General features: G+C 46.6%; 26 protein-coding genes and 1 riboswitch. Of the genes, 11 read left to right on the top strand and 15 right to left on the bottom strand.

The features are described from left to right. Positions 1-23: 23 nt before the first annotated feature. Positions 24-659: a nitroreductase family protein gene (locus tag NSS83_RS22650; RefSeq protein ID WP_341182755.1), complete on the bottom strand. Its 636-nt coding sequence runs from the start codon at positions 657-659 to the stop codon at positions 24-26. Positions 660-698: 39 nt separating this feature from the next. Continuing rightward, positions 699-1,127, bottom strand: a complete 429-nt coding sequence (locus tag NSS83_RS22645; protein WP_341182756.1) for a MarR family transcriptional regulator — start codon at positions 1,125-1,127, stop codon at positions 699-701. A gap of 107 nt (positions 1,128-1,234) precedes the next feature. Here NSS83_RS22645 and NSS83_RS22640 point away from each other — a divergent pair, with 107 nt between their 5' ends. Continuing rightward, the gene (locus NSS83_RS22640; RefSeq protein ID WP_341346516.1) at positions 1,235-2,017 is read left to right on the top strand and encodes a carbon-nitrogen family hydrolase; all 783 of its coding nucleotides are present in this window, start codon (positions 1,235-1,237) and stop codon (positions 2,015-2,017) included. Positions 2,018-2,367: 350 nt separating this feature from the next. Here NSS83_RS22640 and NSS83_RS22635 read toward each other — a convergent pair whose 3' ends face one another. Next, positions 2,368-3,273 carry a lipoate--protein ligase family protein gene (locus NSS83_RS22635; RefSeq protein ID WP_341346515.1) on the bottom strand — a complete coding sequence of 302 codons (906 nt, stop codon included), beginning with the start codon at positions 3,271-3,273 and terminating at the stop codon, positions 2,368-2,370. Positions 3,274-3,497: 224 nt separating this feature from the next. Between NSS83_RS22635 and NSS83_RS22630 the strand changes: the two genes are divergently transcribed. Next, the gene (locus tag NSS83_RS22630) at positions 3,498-4,385 is read left to right on the top strand and encodes a CHAD domain-containing protein (RefSeq protein WP_341182759.1); all 888 of its coding nucleotides are present in this window, start codon (positions 3,498-3,500) and stop codon (positions 4,383-4,385) included. Positions 4,386-4,491: 106 nt separating this feature from the next. Here the strand turns inward: NSS83_RS22630 and NSS83_RS22625 are convergent, their stop codons facing one another. Then, a complete protein-coding gene (locus NSS83_RS22625; protein ID WP_341346514.1) occupies positions 4,492-5,127 on the bottom strand; it encodes a ThuA domain-containing protein in 636 nt (211 codons plus the stop codon). A gap of 48 nt (positions 5,128-5,175) precedes the next feature. Then, entirely contained in the window at positions 5,176-5,898 is a 723-nt protein-coding gene (locus tag NSS83_RS22620) for an SDR family NAD(P)-dependent oxidoreductase (protein WP_341182761.1), read from the bottom strand. A gap of 229 nt (positions 5,899-6,127) precedes the next feature. Here NSS83_RS22620 and ytxJ point away from each other — a divergent pair, with 229 nt between their 5' ends. The 4 genes from ytxJ (at position 6,128) to NSS83_RS22600 (ending at position 9,127) form a co-directional block, all read left to right on the top strand. Continuing rightward, positions 6,128-6,454 carry a bacillithiol system redox-active protein YtxJ gene (ytxJ, locus tag NSS83_RS22615; RefSeq protein WP_036700214.1) on the top strand — a complete coding sequence of 109 codons (327 nt, stop codon included), beginning with the start codon at positions 6,128-6,130 and terminating at the stop codon, positions 6,452-6,454. Further along, positions 6,451-6,693: a glutaredoxin family protein gene (locus tag NSS83_RS22610; protein ID WP_341182762.1), complete on the top strand. Its 243-nt coding sequence runs from the start codon at positions 6,451-6,453 to the stop codon at positions 6,691-6,693. Before ytxJ ends, NSS83_RS22610 begins: the two co-directional genes overlap by 4 nt. A gap of 107 nt (positions 6,694-6,800) precedes the next feature. Beyond that, positions 6,801-8,132, top strand: coding sequence for a hypothetical protein (locus NSS83_RS22605; protein ID WP_341182763.1), 1,332 nt, complete (start codon positions 6,801-6,803; stop codon positions 8,130-8,132). Positions 8,133-8,367: 235 nt separating this feature from the next. Further along, positions 8,368-8,537: riboswitch (cyclic di-AMP (ydaO/yuaA leader) on the top strand. Between the two features lie 134 nt (positions 8,538-8,671). Beyond that, positions 8,672-9,127 carry a hypothetical protein gene (locus NSS83_RS22600; RefSeq protein WP_341182765.1) on the top strand — a complete coding sequence of 152 codons (456 nt, stop codon included), beginning with the start codon at positions 8,672-8,674 and terminating at the stop codon, positions 9,125-9,127. Between the two features lie 523 nt (positions 9,128-9,650). On the opposite strand, the gene NSS83_RS22595 is transcribed toward NSS83_RS22600, so the two are convergent. Beyond that, entirely contained in the window at positions 9,651-9,857 is a 207-nt protein-coding gene (locus NSS83_RS22595; protein WP_341346513.1) for a hypothetical protein, read from the bottom strand. A 114-nt stretch (positions 9,858-9,971) separates the two neighbouring features. Then, the gene (locus tag NSS83_RS22590) at positions 9,972-11,630 is read right to left on the bottom strand and encodes a family 43 glycosylhydrolase (RefSeq protein WP_341346512.1); all 1,659 of its coding nucleotides are present in this window, start codon (positions 11,628-11,630) and stop codon (positions 9,972-9,974) included. A gap of 148 nt (positions 11,631-11,778) precedes the next feature. Here NSS83_RS22590 and NSS83_RS22585 point away from each other — a divergent pair, with 148 nt between their 5' ends. Next, entirely contained in the window at positions 11,779-12,663 is an 885-nt protein-coding gene (locus NSS83_RS22585) for an AraC family transcriptional regulator (protein WP_341348758.1), read from the top strand. Between the two features lie 66 nt (positions 12,664-12,729). Here the strand turns inward: NSS83_RS22585 and NSS83_RS22580 are convergent, their stop codons facing one another. Then, positions 12,730-13,029 carry a hypothetical protein gene (locus NSS83_RS22580; protein WP_341346511.1) on the bottom strand — a complete coding sequence of 100 codons (300 nt, stop codon included), beginning with the start codon at positions 13,027-13,029 and terminating at the stop codon, positions 12,730-12,732. 775 nt (positions 13,030-13,804) lie between these two features. Here NSS83_RS22580 and NSS83_RS22575 point away from each other — a divergent pair. After that, positions 13,805-14,410, top strand: a complete 606-nt coding sequence (locus NSS83_RS22575) for a hypothetical protein (protein ID WP_339312561.1) — start codon at positions 13,805-13,807, stop codon at positions 14,408-14,410. Between the two features lie 96 nt (positions 14,411-14,506). Here NSS83_RS22575 and NSS83_RS22570 read toward each other — a convergent pair whose 3' ends face one another. The 6 genes from NSS83_RS22570 to NSS83_RS22545 form a co-directional block, all read right to left on the bottom strand. After that, the gene (locus NSS83_RS22570) at positions 14,507-15,325 is read right to left on the bottom strand and encodes a hypothetical protein (protein WP_339312559.1); all 819 of its coding nucleotides are present in this window, start codon (positions 15,323-15,325) and stop codon (positions 14,507-14,509) included. Positions 15,326-15,831: 506 nt separating this feature from the next. Then, positions 15,832-16,071 carry a helix-turn-helix domain-containing protein gene (locus tag NSS83_RS22565; RefSeq protein WP_341346510.1) on the bottom strand — a complete coding sequence of 80 codons (240 nt, stop codon included), beginning with the start codon at positions 16,069-16,071 and terminating at the stop codon, positions 15,832-15,834. 3 nt (positions 16,072-16,074) lie between these two features. Then, complete coding sequence (locus tag NSS83_RS22560; RefSeq protein ID WP_339314738.1) at positions 16,075-16,212, bottom strand: YvrJ family protein; 138 nt, start codon at positions 16,210-16,212, stop codon at positions 16,075-16,077. 19 nt (positions 16,213-16,231) lie between these two features. Next, positions 16,232-16,846 (bottom strand): sigma-70 family RNA polymerase sigma factor, encoded by a 615-nt coding sequence (locus NSS83_RS22555; protein ID WP_339312557.1) that lies wholly within the window; start codon positions 16,844-16,846, stop codon positions 16,232-16,234. A gap of 675 nt (positions 16,847-17,521) precedes the next feature. After that, complete coding sequence (locus tag NSS83_RS22550; protein ID WP_341346509.1) at positions 17,522-18,220, bottom strand: SDR family oxidoreductase; 699 nt, start codon at positions 18,218-18,220, stop codon at positions 17,522-17,524. 140 nt (positions 18,221-18,360) lie between these two features. Continuing rightward, positions 18,361-19,362 (bottom strand): NADP-dependent oxidoreductase, encoded by a 1,002-nt coding sequence (locus NSS83_RS22545; protein WP_341346508.1) that lies wholly within the window; start codon positions 19,360-19,362, stop codon positions 18,361-18,363. Between the two features lie 166 nt (positions 19,363-19,528). Between NSS83_RS22545 and NSS83_RS22540 the strand changes: the two genes are divergently transcribed. Further along, positions 19,529-20,140 carry a TetR/AcrR family transcriptional regulator gene (locus NSS83_RS22540; protein WP_341346507.1) on the top strand — a complete coding sequence of 204 codons (612 nt, stop codon included), beginning with the start codon at positions 19,529-19,531 and terminating at the stop codon, positions 20,138-20,140. Positions 20,141-20,333: 193 nt separating this feature from the next. Here NSS83_RS22540 and NSS83_RS22535 read toward each other — a convergent pair whose 3' ends face one another. Then, on the bottom strand, positions 20,334-21,173 hold the full coding sequence (locus NSS83_RS22535; RefSeq protein WP_341346506.1) for a PRD domain-containing protein: 840 nt from the start codon (positions 21,171-21,173) through the stop codon (positions 20,334-20,336). A gap of 357 nt (positions 21,174-21,530) precedes the next feature. On the opposite strand from NSS83_RS22535, the gene NSS83_RS22530 reads away from it, so the two are divergent. Both NSS83_RS22530 and NSS83_RS22525 read left to right on the top strand, forming a co-directional pair. Then, positions 21,531-23,444: a beta-glucoside-specific PTS transporter subunit IIABC gene (locus NSS83_RS22530; RefSeq protein WP_341346505.1), complete on the top strand. Its 1,914-nt coding sequence runs from the start codon at positions 21,531-21,533 to the stop codon at positions 23,442-23,444. Next, positions 23,432-24,898, top strand: a complete 1,467-nt coding sequence (locus NSS83_RS22525) for a 6-phospho-beta-glucosidase (RefSeq protein WP_341346504.1) — start codon at positions 23,432-23,434, stop codon at positions 24,896-24,898. The genes NSS83_RS22530 and NSS83_RS22525 overlap by 13 nt, the downstream gene beginning before the upstream one ends. Positions 24,899-24,945: the final 47 nt, after the last annotated feature.

Genomic DNA, 24,945 nt, shown 5'->3' with positions numbered 1-24,945 from the left:
GGGTTATTCCTCCTAGAATAGATTTATTTCCACTGAGCAATCGTGTCGATAGGCAGACGGACGGAGGCGTAGCCTTCCTCCAGCGCTTTGCCGATCGAGATCAGCATAACCGGAATGTAGCGCTCTTTGTCCATACCAAACATTTCAGCGATCTGATCCTTTTCGAATCCGCCGATCGGATTAGTGTCATACCCGTGTGCGCGGGCGGACAGCATCAGTTGCATGGAGACCAGACCGGCGTCAATCATCACAGTCTCTCTATTCACATCTGCGGGCAGCTTGGCGAAGTGGGCGCCGAGGGCGGCAAGCTGTCTTTCTTTGACCTCGGCAGGCATAAGTCCGCGTTCAACAGCCGTTCCGTAGATTTGTTCAGCGTAATCGAAGTTATTCATATCACCGAATACGGCAATCACCGCTGCAGAGGTTTCGACTTGAGTCTGGTTGAACTTGGCAATAGGGGCCAGCTTCGCTTTGGCTTCCGGGCTTTCGATGATCACAAAACGCCAAGGCTGCATGTTCACGGATGAAGGAGCCAGTGTAGCCTCTGTAAGAATCTCTGTCATTTCCTCTTTGCTGATTTTAACCGCTGGATCATATTTGCGGATCGAGCGGCGTCCTGTAATAATGCTGGTGAAATCATTGTTTTTGGTAGTGTTCATGTGAAAGTGCTCCTTTATGGGTTTGATTATAGGTTACAGCTACAGTACATTGATATTATGCTGCAGCCGGGTAAGCATCTCTGCGAGCACCGTGCGCTCCTGTTCATTGAATCCGTTCAGCAGATCGCTGATGAACTCGGTCTTGCTCTCCCGGTAGTCATGGATATGATCCCGGCCCTGACCGGTCAGGGAGACTAGCGTCACCCGGTTATCAGATGGATTATTGCGGCGGGCAATCATCCCGTTCTCTTCAAGTCCCTTCAGGTGGCGGGTAACTGCTGCTGCGTCGATTTCCAGAAGCTTTTGCAGTGCAATCTGACTGATCTCGGAAGTCCGGTACAGCTCTTGCAGCAGCCTGAAGCGGGTTGGCGTCATGCCGGCACAGCGCTCGAATTTGGGGCCGATTTCTTTGTGCAGGGCCTGCAGCAGTTGAAAGATCTTATGTTCATCCGGCTGAACTTTGCTCAAGATTAACCCCCTAACGCAAGTAAATTGTGCAAAACCTTTTCGACAAAACATACTTTACACCCAATTCGTTGACCCGTCAACTAATAATTTTTGGAGGAGGCTGCTGTATGAGAATAGCCCTGATTCAGCTCGATATAGCATTTGGCAAACCGGAGGTGAATTATGCTGCCGCCGGGCGCAAAATTCGTGAGGCTGCCGCTGGCCGGCCGGACTGCATTATTCTTCCCGAGCTATGGACAACGGGATATGATCTGACCCGGCTGGGTGAGATCGCGGACCCCGGCGGACAGACCACAGGTGCCTTGATGTCAGGTCTGGCCCGGGAATACGGCGTGAATATCGTCGCCGGCTCTATTGCCGTCAGGCAGGAGAACGGCGGCATTACGAACAGTATGTATGTCTTTGACCGCAGCGGGGCGTGCACCGGGGAGTATAGCAAGCTTCATCTGTTCAAGCTGATGGAGGAGCATCTCTACCTCCAGCCCGGCGGTACAAAAGGACTGTTCACGCTGGACGGTATCTCCTGCGCCGGGCTGATCTGCTACGACATCCGGTTCCCGGAATGGGTCCGGGTCCATATGGCGGGAGGGGCCGAGATCCTGTTCATCAGCGCCGAATGGCCGCTGCCCCGCTTAGCTCATTGGCGCGCGCTGCTGATCAGCCGGGCGATTGAGAACCAGTGCTACGTGGTGGCCTGTAACCGGGCGGGCGCTGATCCGGCGAATACCTTCGCCGGACATTCCCTGATCATCGACCCGTGGGGCGAGATTGTCAGCGAGGCCGCCGCCGGCGAAGAGATCCTCAGCGGCGAGCTTGACCTTGCCCGGGTCCGGGAGGTACGGGGGCAGATTCCGGTCTTCGCGGACCGGCGTCCGGAGTTGTATATGTAGTTTGGACGGTACAAACGTAGAGGATGATCGCGGGGCTCCATCTATTGCCCACGCGGTCATCCTCTTGGACTGTCTCCGGCCTGGCCATTGTATGCTGTTTTTCGCATACATTCGGGCCTCGCACACCCTCACCTGCCCATTGTATGCTGTTTTCCACATACATTCGCACCGCGCACACCCCAGCCTACCGAATGTATGCTGTTTTCCGCATACATTCAGGCCGCGCACATTCCAGCCTGTACATTGTATGCTGTTTTTCGCATACATTCGGCCCGTGCGCCCTCTAACCGCACATTGTGTTCGATTTTTCGCATACATCCGGCCACAGCTGCCGCCAGAAGCCGCCCGCCTCAGCGGGCATACCTCTCGCGCAGCATACGCGCTGCTTCAAGCACCTGCGGGTCGCTGTACCGCAGGCTGTAGCCCGTCTCCTGCTGCAGCAGATCCGACGGCAGCAGGCGGGTTCCCCGGCCGGCAACTGCCTGCCGGATGCCCGCGGTGAATTCGGCCGCCGAAGACGGGCCGCCAAGCTCCGCGAGCGCGGCGATGGTCTCCGGCCGCACGCGCGGATAGTCCAGGGAGGCATCGCCGTCCGCTGCCTCCTGATAGAAGCGGCGGATACGCTCACCGCGTGCGAGCCCCGGGCCGGACACAATCACGAACGCGTGGACGAAGTACGCGCTGCTCTGTCTGCGCTGGGCGATGCCGCAGAACTTGCGGCCGCCGATCGCCAGATCGAAGTCACCGGGGCAATACGACCCAGTGACTTCCTCCGCCCGGATCTGCGCGGCTGCCTGCGGATAGCCCGCAGCTACCGCTTCGGTAATGACCGAAGCCAGCAGCCGGAAATCATCGTGGAAGTCCAGCTTGCCCGCAGGCTTCGGCAGCAGGAGGGACACGTTGATTACTCCCGCATCCAGCGGTACCGCAGCGCCGCCCGAATGGCGGACTGCCGTACGGATGCCCTGCTGCTCCAGCGCCTGCATCGCCTCTGCTGCGCGGGGCAGCTTGCTGTCCCGCAGCCCCAGCGCGACTCCTCCGGGGTGGCTCCAGAGATGCAGCACCGGCGGGACCCTCCCGGCCCCGACATCACGGCACAGCACCTCTTCAAAAGCGAACGGAATCAGCATATCCTCCGCAGATGCCTCTTCTCTCTCTTCCCCTGCCTCACCGCCGGTATGCGTGAAGAGGACCATCTGCTCCGGCAGCCTTCCCGCCGCCCCATTCTCCAGTACATCATAAGGTTCACTCCGCATGCTGATTCCCCTTTCTATCTATAAGACCTGCGCTAATCTTAACTCCGTTAACTATTCACATTGTAACCGATCTCTCCCCGCACCGTACAACCGGCCTTGTATACCCTTACAGATTTGAAATGACGGAGCGAACCCGTTATCCTTAATGTAGTAAAGAAGAATATACCAGCCATAAGATTCGCGCATAAGCTCATGCTATACACAACCTCTAGGAGTGATGCTGCATGACAACCGAACCACAGGCAAAGGACAGGCAACTAAGTAAATCCAGGCAATGGGAACAGGCCATGCACAAGCTGTATATTAATTTTCAGGACTACAGCAAGGATGCACGCAAAGGGTTCAACGATGAGGATATTCATCAGGCCAGAATCAATAGCCGCAAGCTGCTGACCCTGTTGTCCATTCTTGATCCGGGCCATACTGCAACGGCAGAATTGTACGCCAGCTTCAAGCAGGCCCAGAAGAAGCTCGGCAGAGTCCGTGATGCAGATGTGCTGATCGGGTCATTTGAGGACCGGCGCAAGGCGGCGGAGGCGGCGGGCGATAAGAAGACTGCCAAGCTGCTGAAGGCGGTAATAGAACACCAGAAGGATACACGGAAGGCCGCCCGCAAGAAGCTGAAGAAGGCACTGCCCAAGCTGTCCGGCCAAGCGCTCGAAGCGCTGTGGACACCTTTTATTAAGACAGGGCTAGAGCCTCTCGCTGCCAAAAAAGACGCCAATGTCGCCATGCGCGAGCTTGAAGTCGCCTTTGAACAAAAGAAAAAAGCCTGCAAGACCCTCTTCAAGGGTCCGGCAGCCGAATCGCAGGAAGCCTTCGAAGCTCTGCATGAGCTGCGGATCGCCGCCAAGGAACTGCGGTATACGGCGAATGCGGCTGCTTTTGCGCTGGATCAGAAATTCCATGCCCATGAAGCCTTCTATAAGGACATCCAGGACCAGCTCGGACTCATTAATGACAAGCGGGTGTGGCTGGAGACGCTGCAATCGATTGGACGCGAAGAGCTGGATGTCGGCAAAAAAGTCTGGGCCGCCTTCACCGATACGCTGCGGGCAGAGATACTGGAGGCTCTTCATCAGAACGGGGTCGTCCCTGTTGCTGATGCTTAAGCCCCCGAAATAGGGCATCATAGCTGATCATCCCATTTCTTACACAAAGGCAGGACACCGCATGTTATCCAAGCGGTATCCTGCCTTTTATCATAAGCGTCACGTATTACAGCATTCCGGCAGCCCACAATCCGCCTCTGCGGATCATCCGGCGCAGCGGCTCTGAGGAGAAGGAAGGCAGATGATGCCCAGGCATCAGATAGACCACCCGGCCTTCACCGAAGGCATGGCACCATGCAGCCGGTCTCATCGCTCCGTCATGCGGATATTCGGCCAACACCGTTGTCCCGAAATGGGGATGCCGCTCGAAATAATAAGGCTCGTCCTCTATCACAAAATCAGAGATCCCCTCCATAATCGGGTGCTCCGGCGCAGTCACCTTCATCTGCAGCGCTGTGAACGCCGGATGATGGGTGAACCGGGCACCCAGCATCGCCCCAAGCTCCTGATTACGCTGCAGGGATATGCCGTTGTGCACGACAAGCAGCCCGCCGCCGCCAGCCACATAAGCGAGCAGGGCCCCGCTCTGCGCAGCGGGTAATTGCTCCTCGGAGAACTCCGTATAGGAGATCACCAGTCTGCATTCTGCCAGCTCTGCCCGGTTCATCCGTCCGTAATCCTCGGTGGAGACCACCTGGAACTCGGGCTCAAGGAGCTGCTCCAGTTCACGGTCTACTCCCTCGAAGGGATGGTACTTCACTTCAGTATAGCTGCCGAACGCCAGTGCTTTGTATGAAGACATGATGTACACACCTCTCTTTTGCCAAGATAGCCTGTCTGAATGTTCGTATCACCAGGGCCAGAGATTGCCGTCCAGATCAATATAAGCCGGTTCTTCGGCCAGATACATCTTATGGTTATGAACGATCGTCATAATCTTGCCTGCCGATTCTTCAGGAGTTACAGGCGCCTTCGCATCCTTCTCCCCGTTCATATAGGTCTGCAGCCAGCCGGGATGGAAGACCATCACTTGTCCGCCCATCGCACGCAGATGATTGTGCAGCAGCGAAGACTGCATATTAAGCGCTGCCTTGGACATACAATAGCCATACATATTGATCCGCTTGTTCCGTCCGATGCTTCCGGCCTCCGATGAGATATTAACCACCAGACGCTGGCGGCCTTGCAGCAGTAAGCCCATCAATGCATTGCTCACCCTTAGCGCACCCAGCGTGTTCACGTTATAAATCTCCGCCATTGCTTCATCATCCATATCCACGAGCACCGTTGCATCATCCGACCGGTGGATAATCCCCGCGTTATTGATAATTATATCAAGGTGCCCTGTACTCCCGGCAATACTCCGTGCAGCCTCCTTTACGCTCCCTGCATTGCCGATATCAAGAGGGACCAGCCTCAGGCTATCCGGGTATTGCGCTTTCAAAGCTTCCAATGCCGCAGGGTCCGGCAAATACTGTCCGGCAAACACCATGTACTTACTCTCCAAAAGAGATCGAACGAGGCAAAATCCCAGTCCACGGTCAGCACCGGTAACACAAGCAACCCTTTTCATGAGCTCCCCCCTCATATCTGCATGATTATGCACCGAGCCTAGGTTCATCCCTCTCACATTAGCATGGCCTCGGGCCGTTAACAACATCCTGCAAGGGAGGGGCCGGGCTAAGCAGAACTTTACTTTTGCTTTAATTTTGAACTATGCTACAATCATGACTAATAGTTGTTAACAACACAATTGTTGACAACAGGTTTCATTAACTCTTACCCAGGAAGGTGATCCTCCGATGTCTATTCAACAAATTCACACCAAGGAAGAACTAGAGCAATATATCGGGCAGCCTGGCAAAAAACTGCTCTTCAAGCACAGCACCACCTGCCCGATCAGCGCCAAGGCCAACGAGGAATTCCAGGCCTATGCCCAGCATTCAGATACTCCTGCAGCCGTTGTCCATGTGATCGAAGACCGTCCTGTCTCCAATCAAATTGCTGAGGATTTCGGGATCAAGCATGAATCCCCGCAAATCTTCCTGCTGGAGGACAGCGAAGTCCGCTGGAACACCTCACACTGGAAGATTACCCAAAAAGCGATAAAGGAAGCAGTGGAACAATGAGCGCGAACGTAATTGTCTATTCGACCTACGGCTGCAGCGAATGCAATCAGGTCAAGCAGCTGCTGGAGAGCAAAGGCATTCCCTTCGAGGTGCGGGATGTGATGACAAGCTCGGTCTATCAGGAGGAAGTGGAGAAGCTGGGCTTCATGGGCATTCCAGTCACTGTATCCGGGGACCGCGCAGTCAAGGGCTTCAATCTTCCTGAGCTCCAGGAGCTTATGGATGCTGCTGTTCTGTAATATACACAAAGGTGCTCTCCTCTCAAGAGGAGCAGCACCTTTTTTTTGCGATTCATTGATGTAAAATATGTATATTTATATATATCTGGAACAGGAGGACTGATCAATTGAACTGGCTACAAGATGAGCAGGCTGCTAAATGGCGTGAAGAAGGGCAGCGTTATGCGCGCGACGTTAACCAATTCGTACATAAAGGACTGACTGAAGGCTGGGACAAAGCGGGAAATGAACCCGCAGAGGATACACGCGGTGCCCTCGCTGCCAAAATCTATAAGATGATTCGGGGAGCTAATGAGCGCGGTGAGATTGCTGAGCTGCGGGCGCAATTGCCGGCGGCAACGTGGCCGCTCTCCGGCCACTTTCAGAAGGAGATGCAGGCGATCCGCAGTATCCATTTCATCAGTGATGATGCTGTGGTATTCAGCACCGGCACCCCTTGGGAGAAGAAAGCAGTTGTGGCTGTACATAAGGATGTTATTTCCGTATTCGGCGAGTATAGCCTGGTTGGGGCATCTCCTGATAATCAGTTCTATGCGCTCGCCGGAACTCAGGGGATTACCATTATGCATTCTATGAACAGCACACTTCAGGGTACAGTTGTAGCCACCCTCTCATGGCGTGAGCTGAATGGAACGATTCAAGCACTGGACCCGGACTTTCCCGTCTTGGACATAGAGAGCCTGGACCAGGCGTTACCCTTGGAGCAGGTCATTCCTTTTAACGGGGGCGGGGCGTTATTGCTTGTTACGAGCCAGGGGATTTTCCTGGTCCAGCAATCGCAGGAGAAGCCCTGGGAGGTGAAGCTGCTGCATCCGGATCTCGAAGAATATAAAGCAGATGAGCTGGAGCATATTGAAATTGACATGCCGCATGGTGCCGTCTCTCCGGATGGAAGATGGATTGCCTATGGCAGCCAGGGCAGTGATCATCTTTTATATGACACAACTTCAGGGCAGGTTCACCTATTCAATCCGGAATCCAGTTACCCGCACTATACAATATTTACAAAGGACCAGCATAGCGTATGGTACAATTCCTGCCACTTCTATAATGGCGTTACCCTTGCCGTTCCCCTTGAAGATGTGGAAGGAGGAGAACTCCCGGCAGATCAGGAATATCCGCTTGTTAACGAGGAAGCCCGGGTGTATGCGGCGGCAGCGCTGAAGAATGGTGTTGTGATTGGCGATGCCTATGGCTACTTGAGGCTCATTGATGCAGAGGGGCGGGAGCTGTGGCGTTATTATGCCGGAAGCACTATTTCAGGCTTAGCTGTCAATCGGGATGAGACTCTGCTGGCTGTAGGGACTTATGGAGGGATGCTGCACTTCCTGGACCTTCATGCAGCGCAGCGAAGCAACTATGCGATTACAACAGGAACCGTTCGTGAGGTGAAGCGGATCATTGCCTGGAAGAATCAGAAGGTTCCGCTGTGGTGGTAGTCTAATACAAGGGGCCTTCATCCCCACCGCCGTCTGCCAAAAATAAAAAACAGCGCTTGAGCGAGATAAATGGCAGATAATCTGCTACAAATGTGAGTTTTGGCTTCCCTATGCACAGCCATTCAGCCATTTGCTGAAAATAAGGCGAATAGCACTCTTTTCCATTTTTACAACCCACCTCCGAAAAGTGTATGATTCGTGTTGAAAGCAAATGAGTGTATTCATGAAAATGAGCAATGCATGCACGCTGAATTTCCGTCATGTGGAAAACGGGGGAACCATCCGGCCGTCTGGCCGACTTGGGGTGAATCCGAAGGAGAATGCCACGCGCAGGTCTCCGGCAGGTAGGGCGACTCTCACCGTCCGAATCCGACAGCTAACCTCGTAAGCGTAAGGAGAGAGCCCTGATCCGCCAAGCTTTTGTGCCAGGCGTCTTATGCCTGTTACCCAAAACCGCAGGCAGAGGTCCTCCTCTGCCTGCGGTTTTTTGCGCACTGGAATGAACTGCACAGTATAGATTCAGAAAGGAACGTGACCACATGCCTGACCCCTTACCGCCCAAACTAACAGCTGCTGCCGGATTCAACCACTACACCCAGCAATATAGCGGGCCCGTCTATGCGCTTAGCTGTCTGCTGCTGGAAAAAGGCGCCCGTGCCGAACAAGCAACCACCGCCACCTTCGTGGCACTCCATCCACTATGGCTGAAGGGCAGCCTCTCCGGGGACGGTGCTGCTGCGGCTGCCTACAGAGAGTGCATCCGCCAATGTGCCATGCTCACCCGGGATCGTAGCCGCTGCGCTCCTGCCCTGCTTAAATGGGACGATCATGTCGCCAGTGCCTTATGGTACGGCATCCAGCTCCCCCTGCCCGACATCAGCCTGATCCTGGAGTGCAGCATTCCCGAGCTGAAGGCCCGGCTAAGAGGAATACGCGAACAGATGGCAGCCGCACATTCGGCCTTGCCTGCGGTCCACCGCCCTTCGGCGGGATGAGTCGGGGGATTAGCATGGGCTATAGGAATGAGTGCGGCGGAATGAGTTGGATGTGGCGGAATCAGGATACGGATGCGGCAGAAGGAGTCTGATGTGGCGGGCGGGCTGCGGACTACAGATCCGCTATTTCGGCAAATGGGACCATTCTGAAGTCCATGCGGACTGAGAGGCGCTTATTTAACCCATTCCGCCAAATTTTTCGCTCCACCCAGCCCCTTAACGTCCTCTCAGTCCGCAACGGGGAGATAATCGGTCTTTTTCACAAAATAAGGGCCTCTGAGTCCGCCTACAAAACAACATCCCCCCACAAAGTGGGGCTTTAGCATCGATGATGCCTCAGGTACTTTGCGGGGACCCCGAAACATATAAATTCTTATCTATCAAATAAAGCCGCAGCATCCGCCGCGACTTCGTCCTTGACTCTCAGCACCAGCACGCACCCATACTGTGCCTGGCTCACCTTACATAGCTCAACCATCCCATGAACTGATCCTGTCTTCGCCAACCGTCCATTACCTAGAACTCAGCTCTTGCCTTTCCCACTCTTACCACCCTTACCGCCCTTGGCAAACCGCCAAAAGGCCATACAGCAGCCGAGCAATCCGGCTCCCAGCATAAGGGTCTGTAACGCCCCCAGCCAAGCCGATTGATCCGACGGGATTAGGCTGCTGATAATAATCAGCAGGATAGAAGCCGCGACCAGCAAGGGGGTTTGTCTACTTTTCTTCACAACACTTCACCACTCCTAAAGACTAATACTACTAAGGTACACCATCTCCGGCGTTTTCACCAGTTCACCACGGCTCCGGGCACACCCGGGCGGAAGAACGTATGGCGTCCTTGGCTAGTAATTCTTCACTCCATAGTAGTCAAAATCAGCGAAGGAGTCATGCTGGTGGGCATCAACGGAACCGATGAAATTGAACAAGCCTGTAAATCCGCCAATCTCCCCCGGCTCCCCGTTCACGCCTTCATCCGACAGATAGAGTACATCAATGTTTTCTACAAAAGCTTGCCAATCCCCGTTATCTCCGAAGCGGTAAAGGATACTCGCGATGCCTGAATGATAAATTATCTTCAACTCCGCTGTGTCTTCAGGGACTGGAATGTAATGGTGGACTAGCTCAATGCGTTGTCCCAGCTTGGCCTGAAGTACGTATAGAACGGTACCCTCTAATTCGGAGTGGGTCAAGTGAACGTACAGCCAATTATTCGAATCATAGTATAGCCCCATACCCGCCGTTTCCGAGTAATGATCGGGATGAAACTCCACCTTGGTCTGAACTTCATAATGAAGGGAAGTTGCGCGTGTGGCCATAATCGCCGGATGGATCTGCGAGAACAAAGAATTCTCTCCATGAATGCGTAAGTAACCCGGACGTTCAACCGTATTCACCCATGCCGCTTGCTGGTCCCGGTATGGAGTCAGAAAATGAAGATCATATTTCTCCTGATTAAAATCATCAAATACGTCATGAGAGATTCCATCGGCCTCTAATTCAACACCTGTCATCCCCTCAACTTCCATTTTCGCTACATTCGATCCATCCTTCATTTCCAGCCAGCCATCCTCTGTCCAATGCATTTTTTGAATAGAGGTTTCACGGCCTAATGGATTCAAAAGCGTTCCTTCCACAGGCCGTGACATGAGATGAGCAATATACCATTCGCCTGTTTGAGTTTGCACTAATGAGCCGTGACCTGCTTTTTGCATAATTGAACTTGGATTATACATCTCAAAATGCCCGGCATCCGGATTGCCAAGTGAAAATAGATGGCGCGGCGAGGAGGTGATGATCGGCTCTCCCGACGGATGCGGCTCATAGGGACCAAAAATATTTTCCGCACGTCCCACCTCCACACCATGAGCATAGCCAGTTCCGCCCGCAGCTAATAAAAGATAGTACATCTCTCTATATTTATAGATCTGCGGTGCTTCAGCACAGCCGCGGCTGGTGAAGCCTTGCGTCACCCGGTGCCATTGTCCAACCAGCTTACCCTCATTCAAATCAAATTCAGCGATCACAATATGTCCAGGTGCCTGATACCCTTCACGGGTCTCCCATTCAAGAATGGACACATAGTGTTTGCCATCTTCATCGTGGAAGAGCGCCGGATCGAAGCCTATGGATGTCAGATAGATGGGCTCCGACCAGGGTCCATGGATATCTTCTGCCCACATGGAATAGGAATCCGAGTTGAATTCACGGCCTGCCATGTTCAACATATGCGAATAGGCTAACCAGTACCGGTTCGCCCTAGAATCATAGGATAGATGCGGCGCCCAGATCCCGGCCGGAGTATTGGTCCCCCTCAAATTCACTTCACCTTTATTTAATACGGAGGCAGTCAGCTCCCAATTCGCTAAATCGGTTGATTTGAAAATTTGAACGCCGGGATTCCAATGGAACGTGGATGTCGCAATATAATACACATCATCCACTCTAATAATAGAGGGATCTGGTGCCATTCCAGGGATTATAGGATTACTAATCTTCGTCATTTCTCTGCTTCCCTTCGCTGTTTAGCCATATTATTTACCCTTTTCCTGTTGTCTATGTATATTATAATAACTACTAACGTACTTATGCGATGGGATGAGTACGGCTAGATTTACCCAAATCAAAGGCAGGTGCTGCAAATTGGAACATATGAATAGCTATCTCACAGGTGCACAGACGCTGCTGCTGCCGCGCATTGATTGGAATATACGCTTTTTTGGCGCACATACACAGACCGTTCCTGCCGATTGGAGCATGACTACAGAATCCCACCATGCCTTTGAGATTCTAATTGTGCTGGATGGGGCTCAAGAGACTAGGATGGATCATGAACCATTCATTGTGAACAGTGATGATATTCTGCTGATTCCGCCTGGGTTCGAGCATACGAATAAATGCATTTCCGCTACATCAATGACCTATTTCTGCGCTCATTTCGATATAGACGAGCCTTCCTTACGGATGAGAATTATGAAGAACTGTGACTGGGTCTATAAGCCCTCCCATTTGTATCATAGCCAGCTGAAAAAATGCCTTCAAAAATGGATCGATATTCTGCATGAGCCTGAGTTGTCGTTCACCAAAGCAAAGCTAAAAGCACAAATGGTCTTGTTCGAGTTATTGGAGGTGCTTGTAGATATCCAGCCGGTACAGACGGGGATACATGCTAACGAATCCATGACCACTGCGAAGTATGCCAAAGAAATTGCCGAAGCCATCAAGAGAGCTTTTAAGAAAAATTGCACCCAGGGAAATTCAGATTACACCATTCACATCCAGCCCATCATTGCTTCGCTTGGAATCAGCCCCAACTACGGATTAGAGGTATTTCAAAAAATATATAAAATGTCGCCCCGCACCTATCTATCCGACTTAAAGCTGCAGGAAGCCAAAATACTACTACAGCAGCCCAAAATATCTTTAAATGAGATTTCAAGTCGTTTAGGTTACAAGAACCTCTCTCACTTCAGCAGACAATTTAAAAGATGGACAGGAATCAACCCCTCCGACTATCGTAAAAATAATGGTGTATAGCAAACACCCATCTGCCTTTATGGGGCGGATGGGTGTTTTGTTGTTATGCCAATAAGTTATCGTTATTTAATTCTCCTTCAGCTCTTTAATCTCAGCAATGAGATGATTCAGCTTGTAACCGTTGGTATCCCTGGAGAAAGCTTTCATCTCTTCACTCTGTCCCTCGAATGCAGATAGAACATAGTCACCATCAACTACATAATATGTCCCATAACGGGTGAAAGAGTAGCTTCCTTTTTGCTCTTCCCCTACCCCTTTTTTGATTGCAGCGACGATCTTCATTCCCGGCTTAAGTTCTGGTTCAATCCCCTTGAACTCAGAGTCATACTCCCTTGGCGAACCGCCAGAAGGCCATGCAGCAGCCAAGCAGTCCAACGCCCAGCAGAAGAGTCTGTAAGGCCCCCAGCTAAGCGGATTTATCCGATGGAATCAGGCTGCTGATAATAATTAACAGAATCGAGACCGCGACCAGCACGGGGGTTCGTCTACTTTTCTTCACAACAAGTCACCACTCCTAACTACTAATAGTACTAAGGTACACTATCTGACGGAGTTTAACCATAATGATTCATTGTAAACCAGAGAAACAAACCATGTAGGGATTCAAACCTTCCGACTCGGTTGTGTAGTGCCCCTCCGGATCTCCCCTTCATTCGCACATGTGGAAAAGCACGTCCGCCTCTCCTGGTGAATGGGCTTCCTACTGCCGCTTGTATCTGCAAGATACATCTTTAATTTTCTTTCAGAGTCAGTTCCTAGACGAGCTATGGCCTGTTAGAATTCTCGGAAATAGATGAACCCCATAAGATTGCGAGAAACAAGCTTCCCATAGCCTTCCTGATTATAAAATGTAACAAGGTTGTGTAGCGCTTCAGTCTACACATCTGAAAGGAGCCCATCCGCCAACCCGGCGTATGGGCTTTTGCTATTCAATTTCCTTTCAGTGCTTTAATTTCAGAAATCAGATGATCCAGTTTATATCCGTTCGTATCTCATGAGAAGGTTGATTTTATGTTTTTTCTCTATATTAGTTGATTTTAAAGGGTTACGATTCACTTTATTAAACATAAGCAAGAGACGTATCCCAGAAACATTAAAATGGGTCACTCAAGCTTAAATAAAAAAAAGGATGTGTTTATTTATGGCATTTACATGTACAACAAATGGAGGCGGAGTCGAGCTTTCAGCTTCAACGTTCGAGAATATCTATGGGAAATATGCTGACTGGGCAAGTTATAAGACGGGTGTTCCTTACGTAATGATTTTAATTATGTGGTTCCACGAGAGTGGAAAAGGGAAAAAAAATATTAACACCCCTTATAATAACCCAGCAAATGCCTATGGGAGTGGTCCAAACCACCCCTATGCGAATATCTGTCTTGGGGTTACAGACTTCATTAACCTTATGACTGGAACAAACTTTAATGTAAATGCTATTGATGCAAATGGACGTTCTGCTTCAAAGTATATTAAAGATGCCATCGCAAATGGTTATACTATTCCAGCAAGTAACTTATACGGTGCAATTCCAGGCGCTGGCACCTATTATGCACCTGGTTTTGGAGCTGGATGTGCTGCTATGGGAGCAATGGGATGGGCTGAAAGTTATTACTACAATTCGGGCTCTGCTGTTGGTTCAATTCCTAATGCGGCTGGGAATATTCTACAACGTTGGTGGGAGCTATTTTACCCTAGCATTTCCAAAACAAAAATAGGGACAACCCTGGCACCTAGTTGCTGCAGCTAGAATTTAAACAACAAAGAGGTATTGTGTTATATTTTAAACACAATACCTCTTTGTTTATTCATGTCTACCTTCATATAGAAATATCATAGATAGAGTTTATTTAGCATGAAGTTTATAAGAATATTTTTTCTCATTATAATTAAACTGGATTGAGTCGATTGATGGTTTATTAAGCGAATAATTTTGGACTTTTTCCTTTTTGTCGGTTGAAATATTATAAACATAAACTTCGTAGCTATCACTACCATCTGCATTTCCTGGAATTACAGAAACAGATACATATAGTCTTTCTTTTTCATCAACTGCATAACTATAAGATTTGCCTCCCGTTGAATGAAACTCTAGGATTTCTTTATTTGAGGTAGGATTGTCTATTCTCATCACCCATGCCTGTTGTCTTAATGGCTGAGCACCATCAGAAAATACAGATGAAGTATGATAAATAATGTAATCTCCTAATCCAAAAACTTCATCCACTACTAAATTAGCTTTCCCGTCATGCAAAGGTAAAGTAAATAACTTTTTGGCCTTATCTATACGCAGTGCTTTTTTATCAGGAGAACTTAAGTAGAAGGAGAATGGGGCAGTAGGAAAATAATATGGATTCGTCTCAGTTCCAGGAGCAATATCCATTTTAGGTGATGGTGACCAAACAATACCCTCAGAGGTTTTTATGGCGAAATTATACTTTTCTGTTTTTTTATTATTTAAAGGAATTGTGTAACTAACTCCATCAATTTGTATGATCTTATTATTTTCGGTTGAGTTCGAATCAATTTTTCCGTTTTGTTGAGAAGGGTTTCCTGAAATATTAGTATTATTTTTAGAATGTATTGAATCCTTGCTGTTACAGGCTGAAATAAGTAATGTGCATGCAAGTAAACTTGTCACGACATGCAGTTTATTTTTTATCATCTTATAAACTCCTCTGAAACTATATTTTATAGATAACAATATTATACAACATCAATTATGAAATTTAGTGTAAATAATGTAATATTTTATAGTTTTTTAGGTTGTAGTCAACTTATGCCCTATCCGCACCTTAAAACCTATGTGAAGTATAGCTCATTAAACAAAAATATACCCTTCCAATTCCCAGTGGGTTAGCGGAAGGGTTTTTGAATTAGTTGTAACTTTATTGCATTTCCACAAATCTCCTCGTATCCGAGTTCCACATATAGAACTCTTAACCTCATCTTATTTCAACACTGAGAATTAACAATTCTACACTCTCCTTCCTTCGAATTAAAACATTCACTCTGTATCTCTTTCAACTTTATGGCGTAAAGTCTCCCGATCATAGTGAAAAATTCCTGATCTTTATTAGAAGCAGAGAGCAACACCGTACTTAATCTGCATAATTCTTTCTGTATATCAAGTTGTCTTTCCATATTACTCTTGGACATAATTATTTCCCCCTATTTGTTTTTCTGCAAAACTTTAAAATTCAAGAAACCAGGTGAGTAATCAGTATCAAAGCTAAGTGTTTTATCGATTAATATTTCTTTTAAATTCTGTAATAAATCTTCTTGTTCATTTAGATCAACCATCTTTATTTGTTTATTAAGTACTGGAGAAAATATCTCCAGGATTGTTTCTAATGATACTTTATCTCCTTTTTGAGCCATTAATACTAATGTATATAGATCTTCTTCCATAAGTTATTTCTCCTTTGAGTTCTTAATCGATGTTAATAATTTTTCTATAACATTAGTTAACGCATCAATCTTTTTCTCAAATCGAAGAATTAAATAACCAATCATTACAATTGGGAAACCTACATTATTAATGGCAGTCATAAAGATTGTGAAAGTTTCGTTATCCACTTATTTCACCCACCATATTAGTGCAAAATGTTTTCAATTTAATCAATGCTCTTTTTCTGTTGTTAAATACAGCTTGCGGACTAATCTTAAGAAATCTTGCAATTTCAGTATCTTGGTATGACATAACGTAAGATAACATAATTACTTGTTTTTGCTTTGCGCTTAGTTCTGTCCAAGCATAATAAAGTAGTTCATCTTCAATATTCTCAGTAAAATACTTTTCCTCGGTAAAATAGTGATCTAAACATGGAGAATAAATATAAAGTAGTTCATCTTGGCTATTGTTTTCAAGATCAATATTGTCCATTAAAAGAGGATTCCTTTCTTTAATTTTTTTCATTTTACGTATAAAGCCAATCGCAGCATAACGAATGGTCGAAGAAATATAATTAATAAAACGCATTCTGAAATAATGTTTCTTAAATGCTGAATTAAGTAGTTGCAAACTAGTTTGATTCCCCTTTAACGCTTGGACTAAGTATTTAAGGTGTTGTTGTTCTTCAAAGAATGACGTAAAAACTGGATTCTGAAAAGTTTGATTTGTGTCACTATGAAAGAATTGTTCTACTATTAGCGTCTCTTTTTCATTCAATGAATGTAAATTCATTTTGTTAGCCTCCTCAGCATAAAGATTGTTTTAATTATTAAAGTGAAACTACCACTTCCAAAATCAACCTTTATGCGAACATATGTTCTATTATATCTAAAAACACCATATATTTCTATGTGATGATAAACTTCAAATAAAGTATTTTGGGTACTTACTCCTTCGTATTCCGAATAAATATTTACATAGGATTAATGGAACACTAAAAAGGAGCGATTCTCCTTTATTGGAAAATCGCCCCTTTTCGTTTTTGACCGTTCGCTACTTACTTAATCAGGTTGTGGGCAAGTGAAAGCCAAGCGAACTCTAACGTCACTTTTTCAATGCCGCGAAGCAGAATGCGCCGGAAGCCCCGGTTATTAACATTCCTATCCTTAATCAATCGCTTGGAAAAAATATCAAGTGAATCAACCTTGAAGTGTCTCTTTACGATGCTGAGAATGTCATACATGATTTTTGCGACGATAATACATCAGATAATTTTTAATACTTCTCTAGCAAACTACTTATTTAGAACAAAAATCCCGATGGTTGACCAGATTGGTCATCATCGGGATTCCTGTATACTTTTCCTTTAGCCAAGGCCTTCTCCGCCTTGAATCCCTCCAAGAGGTGTTCCAGGTGAAATATGGAAGCCCGTTCTTTCTGCGCCGCTGCTACTGCGTAATATTGGGATTAGGACAGATTCGGGTAGAGGGCGGACACGCCGCCTGCAAGTCCGGCTTGGATCATACGGCTGGTATCGTCGGCAAGAATTTCGAAGCTGCCGGCTGCTATGCCGTCAATAGCTATTTTCGCAATATCTGAAGGGTTTGATTTGGGAGCATCCAGGCCGGCCGTCATGTCTGTCTCCATATAACCCACATGTAAGCCTGCTACTCTAATATGACGAGGATACAGATTCAAACGAAGATCGTTCGTCAGCGCCCATGCTGCAGCCTTTGCCGCCGTGTAGGCACCCGCAGCTCCGCCACTAAACCAGGATAATGCGGAAAGAATATTCAGAACCGATCCTCCCCCGTTATTCTCGATGACCGGTGCAAAAGCGCGAACCATGGATAACGTACCGAAGAAATGCGTATTCAATTCCAGCTGGATCTGCTCCACATCCCCTTCCAGCAAAGAAGCGCCTGTAGATGATCCTGCATTGTTGATCAGAATCGTAACATCCTTAGCCAGGCTGGCTGCTGCCGCTACCTCTTGAGGGTTGGTAACATCAAGCTTTACAGGTGTAACTCCTGGAATATCCAGAGTTTCCGGATTTCTTGCTCCCGCGTAGACCTTAGCCCCTCTAGCTAGAAGTTCAAGCGTAAGCTGGCGGCCAAGCCCCCGGTTTGCTCCAGTAACCAATGCCACTTGTTCAGAAATGTTCATTGTATTCGCTCCCTATATGAGAATAATCGTTCTAGAAAATGCACAGGAGAAGATATAATAACCTAATCTCATCATGCAGTGATGTCCTATAAATTCAATATAACATATTGAGAACGATCGGTAAATAATTATATGAATATTTAAAATCGGATAACCACTTTCCCTTGGGGGTGACCTGTAGCAACCAGATTTAGAGCTTCATTAATATCTTCAATGTGGAACTCCCGGGCGTCTACCGCGGGTATAATTTGGTTCTCTTCAATGATTTTTGTGATTTGCCGTAATTGTTCTCCATCACTGCGTACAAACACAAAATGATATTCAATCTTCTTCTTCTTGGCTTTGTGATCATACTTAGCACCAGCAATACTGAATAGTTTTTGCTTCCAACCTACCAAGCCCATAGTTTTGGCGAATCGTTTGTTTGGTCCGGTCCGTAGAGAAAGAAGATGGCCGCCTGGTCTAATAATGGAGAGTTCGCGGTCAAATTCACCGGGGCCCAAGGTATCAATCACATAGTCAAGATCACGAAGTCGTTCCCAGTAGTTCTCCGCCTTGTAATCAATGTATTGATCTGCTCCCGCGGCCATTGTACGTTCGCGCGCCTGTGGACTTCCACTGACGATGACCTTCAGCCCCATGCTTTTAGCGATAGGAATCGCCATTTGGCCAAATGAACCAGAGCCCCCTGGAATGAACACTCTTTCGCCAGCTTTGGCAGCTAACTCTTCATGCAGGCTTTGATAGGCTGTCAATCCTGTTAAAGGCGCAGCCGCACCGGTTACAAAATCCAGATTACCCGGCAAGTGAGCCATAGCCGCTACATGAACCGCCGCATATTCGGCAAATGCTCCAATTTTTCGCAGCGGCAGGCGGGAGTAAATGGCATCACCTACTTTGAAGCCAGCGACTTTCTTACCCATCTTCTCAACAACACCTGTGAGTTCGTTACCAAGGGTCAAGGGGAACTCATAGTCCTGGATTAACTTCACGCTTCCGGTAGCGATGAGCAGCTCCAAGTGGTTAACCGCCGCCGCCTTTACTTTAACCAAAACTTCGTAATCACTTATTTCCGGGACTGGAATATCGCGCACTTCAACTTGAAACGGTTTGGAATATTTGGTGATCTGTGCCGCCTTCATAATTAATACCCTCCTATCCGCAAGATCCTAAGTAACATTTACGATGATTTGTAACTTGCACACCAAGCATAAGACTAGAAGTTACAAAAGTCAACATTTGTTACTTTGTTTTTTCATGCTAAACTATAAGTGGATATTATTAATTAACGAAAGAAGGGTTGGCAGCATGGTGTTACACTGGGGGGTTAATCGTAAGTGCCTGCACTCCCCCATTCACCTGCCACAACAAATGGCTAAAATCACACAGGAGCTTATTATTGAAACTGCCGAGACATTAATTGAGCGTACGGAAAAATCTGAGGTGACACTCTCTCAAATAGCGGATGAATTGAACATCACCCACGCTGCACTCTATAAACATTTCAAAAACAAACAAGAACTGTGGGCGGCAGTAGCTAAAGGCTGGTTCAACCGGATGATTTCAGAACAAATCCGTATAAACATGACTAATTCAGCCTCCCCGCAGGAAGTGCTCCACGATTGGCTATGGGCATTTGTTAATGCCAAAAAACGCGCTTATAATGAAAATCCCCAAATGTTCGCCTTGAATACACAATATGTGGACAGTAATCCATTGGTATTACGTGATGTGCTTTGGGATTCTTATCAAATAATTGATGGTTTCATGGAATATCATGATCCTCATTTTGAACGTGCAGAGGCCATTCTATCTGCGTTTGCAGTGTTTAGTCTCCCTTCTTTTAAAGGATCCTGGAATTCACCAGACTACCAAGAACGATTTGAACGCCTCTGGAGTTTAATCAAACAAGGGGTTTGAATCCTGGAGGGGATGGCTGAATATACAACAGGGAGCAGTTACCTGAAGTAACTGCTCCTTGTGAGAAATCCATCACACTTGTGAGGAACCATATTTGTTAAATTGAAGATTTCAGTCGATACTACGTGGGCTAATAAATAGCTCATCCCCTTCGCTAAAATCTCAATTTAACAGCGTTTTCATTGTTATAAGCTCATTCTGTACGATCGCTTACACGCTGAATATGAACCGTCAGATAGAGCAGTTCGTCATCCGTAACATTCCAATCATAGGTACTCGAAAGAAAGCGTTTGATTTTTAAAGAACACTGAAATGCCTTTGAATAACTCTCCTTCACTACATTAAACAAAAGCTGATCACTATTCGCCAATTTTTCACCGCTGGTCTGACGTTTAATGAAATATCTTAAGTGGGTCACAAATCTTGAATAATTAAGTGAGTTCTCATCCAGATCGATTTGAAAATGATACTTCACAATATCAAGAATCTTAAGCAACACATTTCGTAAATGATCATTATCCACGGATGAGCCCATCTCAATTTGCCCATTCACAAAATGATAAGCAATGAAAGCCGCTTCCGTTTCAGGCAGCTTAATCCCGGTTGTCTTTTCAATTAATTGAAGAGCATTTTTCCCAAACAAATATTCTTTAGGAAACGCTTGCTTTACTTCCCACTCCAGAGGACTGGAAATAAAGAGCCCTTCTCTTGCCCGTTTGAGTGCAAAGCTGATATGATCGGCTAATCCAATAATCATGTTCTCATTAAAAGTTTTATTCAACTCTATCTTCCCTTTTTCGATAAGTTCATCCGCGAGATTAATATCTTCTGAAGGGATCTCATTAAACAGACCAATGAGCTTCTCGGTATTTCCGGGAACTTCGAGAACAAATGTTTTCTCTATTAGTGACTCGTCAATCAAATCTTTGGGATATTTTTGAAATCCAATGGCCTTCCCCATAACTATAATTTCCTTATTGTCATGGTCGATAACTAAAGCAACATTGTTATTAAATACCTTTTTTATGCGCACTGGCTATCCCCTCTTATACATAAAATAAAAAGCCCTAAACACTTAATTCATACCAAATTCCTGTATGAATTGAATGCTTAGGGCACGCCTGATCGAATCAGTAACAATCCTAGCTAATGTAAAGATTAACATCGCTCATTTGCGTTGTCAATTAGCAAGAATTGCTTTCCTAACTGAACCATTATTATTTTAAAAAAGGGTTTACAAAATTCCAAGAGCGTATTATATTCCTCGTATGGATTGTTACTGATTCGATCAGGCATGACCAAAAGCGTGGGATCTCCCTCACTGCTTTTGGTCTTTTTTGTTTTCAGAAAGGACAATCCAATTAATCGATGTTATCAAGGGGGAAATCACTTGGAAGACAAAGAGTTAGCCAAAAGCATTCTTCAACAAATCGGTGGGCAAGATAATATAGCAAATCTTACACATTGTGCCACAAGAATTAGGCTCAACCTGAAAGATGATGCACAAGCTGATTTGAATTCCATCAGTAATCTTGATGGTGTTCTGAAGGCACAAAATCAAAGCGGACAGACCCAAATTGTCATTGGTGCAAGAGTAAAGGCAGTTTACGAAGAACTGGAGAAAATCGTCACACTCCCAAATAATGTAATTACAACAAATGTTCCAGTTAAAAAAGGCTTTAAGGGATCTATAAATGCGGTAATTGAAACGATAGCAGGGATCTTCTCCCCTATCTTGCCTGTTCTTATTGCATGCGGATTAACTAAAGCAATTACTTCCTCCCTTGTGAATTTCCATATGGTCGCAAGCGATTCCACTGTCGTGACTTTCCTTAACATGTTGGGGGATCTGGTATTCTATTTCTTGCCATTCTTCCTCGCTGTAAGCGCAGCCAAAAAATTCAAAACCAGCGAGTATATCGCCTTGGCTCTGGCTGCCGCTTACATGTATCCTACCATCATGGATGGTGCCAAGGCAGTTGCAGAAACAGGTATCAAATCATTAGATTTGTTTAGTTTGCCTGTCCTCTTCGTTAACTACAAATCTACAGTAATCCCTATTATTTTGTCTGTATGGGTAATGAGCTATGTAAACCGCAAAATTGATAAGCTCATCCCGCATTTCCTTAAAATTATTTTGTCCGCAATGATCGTTTTATTCATTATGGTACCGGTACAATTGATCGTCCTTGGACCATTGGGATCTTATGCCGGTGAGGGACTAGCCCAATTTATTCGTTGGTTTTATGATACCGGTGGAATTTTCTCAGCCTTCCTGCTGGGTGCAACAAGATCTCTTCTGACCATGCTCGGCATGCATTATGCACTTGCTCCTTTGCAAATTCAAGAAATTGCCCAAACGGGAAGTTCCTACATTTTGGTGAGTGCTTTAACGGCTAACATGGCACAAGCAGGTGCAGCTTTAGGTGTGTTCTTGGTAATCAAGAACAAATCTGCTAAATCACTCTCAGCTTCAGCTTCACTCTCAGCATTTTTAGGGATTACAGAACCGGCAATGTTTGGTGTGAATTTGAAATACAAAAGACCTTTCTTCATTGCATTAATCGCTTCAGGTATCGGTGCCGCCTTCCTTTCCTTATTTAATACAAGCGCCACTGCCTATGTGCCACCAAGCTTGTTTACCATGCCAGTTTTCAAAGCGAACAGCTTTATATTTGTTATATTCGGAGTGTTAATATCAGCGGGTCTTGCTTGTATCCTGACCTACTTCTTCGGAATTACTAAAGATCAGAATACTACTAACAACGAGACCAAGCCGGTAAATGTCACACCTAAGAATCAAAGCAGCACTGCTCCTTCTTTAGGGAATCCTATTTCTATCGGCAGCCCTATTAAAGGTGAAATTATTCCGCTTAAGGAACTACCGGACGCAGCATTCGCGGAAGGGGCTATGGGTAAAGGGCTCGGAATTCAGCCAAGTGAAGGTAAAGTGTTTGCACCTTTTGATGGGACGATTGAGACTGTCTTCCGGACAAAGCATGTAATTGCCCTGAAATCTTACGATGGCGTTGAACTTTTGGTACACATTGGTGTGGATACTGTAAAACTGCAGGGGAAGCATTTTAACGTTATCGTTGAGGAAGGGCAGAAAGTAACTGCCGGGGAGCTCCTTGTGGAATTTGATCTGGACGAAATTCGCAAAGCTGGCTATCCAACTGCTACTCCTGTTATTATTACCAACACAATGGAGTACGTCGATGTCATTCCTACCCGTCAGCAGGGAGAAGTATCGCAAGGTGAGCAAATCCTGTCCATCATTCATATAGAGGAGTGGAAGAAATGAGAAGAAACTTTCCAGAAAACTTTTTGTGGGGTGGCGCCATAGCCGCATCCCAAGCAGAAGGAGCATTCAATGCAGATGGGCGTGGTCTCTCCGTAGGTGATGTGGTTCCCTACAACAAGGGTCTGAATCGTAAAGAGATTAATCATCATAAGAACATCAGTAATGAGGTTATTGCTCTAGCCATACAGGATTCATCCGCAGCAAATTATCCTAAACGATATGGCATTGACTTCTATCACCATTATAAGGAAGATATTGCGCTATTTGCCGAGATGGGCTTCAAAGTATTCCGTTTTTCTATAAGCTGGTCCCGTATATTCCCTCAAGGAGATGAGTTACTCCCTAATGAAGCAGGCCTAGTCTTTTATGGTAAGGTTTTTGCTGAACTGGAGAAATACGGCATTGAACCGTTAGTTACCATTTCACATTTCGATATGCCGCTTTATTTGGTTGAGGAGTACGGTGGTTGGCTCAACCGAAAACTGATTGATTTCTATATGCGCTATGCTAAGGTTCTGTTTACAAGATACCCCAAGGTAAAGTACTGGATTACCTTTAATGAAATTAATGCTTCTGTATTCTCCACTTTCAAAGGCGTCGGGCTTCTGAAGGATCGTTCTGCTCATTTCGAACAAGAATGCTTCCAGGCCGTTCACCACCAGTTTGTGGCCAGTGCCTTAGCTGTTCAGTTAGGTCACGAACTGATTCCCGGCTCTCAAATAGGCTGTATGATCGCAAGGTTCACCACGTATGCAGCAACTTCTAAACCGGAAGACGTCATGCAAATGCTTCACGATGATCAGTACCGCAATTTCTTCTTCACGGATGTTCAAACACGCGGCTACTATCCTAGTTATATGGACCGTTACTTTGCAGAACATGATATCCAGTTAACCTTGCAGCAAGGAGATGTGGAAATCCTGCGGGCAGGAGCTGTAGACTACGTAAGCTTCAGCTATTACATGTCGATGATTTCCAGCGCCGACCCAGAGCATCTCGAACAAACCGCAGGCAATCTGGTGGGTGGTATTAAGAATCCGCATCTACAAGCTTCAGACTGGGGATGGCAGATTGACCCTGTAGGTTTACGCTATACACTCAATCAGCTCTACGACCGCTATCAGAAACCTCTATTTATCGTTGAGAACGGGGTAGGTGCACTTGATCAACTCGATGAGCACGGCAATGTTCATGACGAATATCGTATGGATTATTTCCGTGAGCATATCCGTCAGATGAAAGAAGCCATTCTGGACGGGGTTGATCTGCTCGGTTATACCATTTGGAGTGCAATTGATATTGTCAGCTCGTCAACCTCTGAAATGTCGAAACGCTACGGATTTATCTACGTTGATCAGAATGATGATGGAAGCGGCACTTTGAACCGGCTGAAAAAAGATTCATTTTATTGGTATCAAAAAGTAATTGAGAGTAATGGTGAAGATCTCGGGTAACCTTTAAAAAAGCTAAAACAGCGCGTACCATTTCTACTGGTGCGCGC

This window comes from Paenibacillus sp. FSL H3-0469 (assembly GCF_038051945.1).
Lineage (GTDB): Bacteria > Bacillota > Bacilli > Paenibacillales > Paenibacillaceae > Paenibacillus_AQ.
This window is presented reverse-complemented; position numbering and strand designations above follow the sequence as displayed.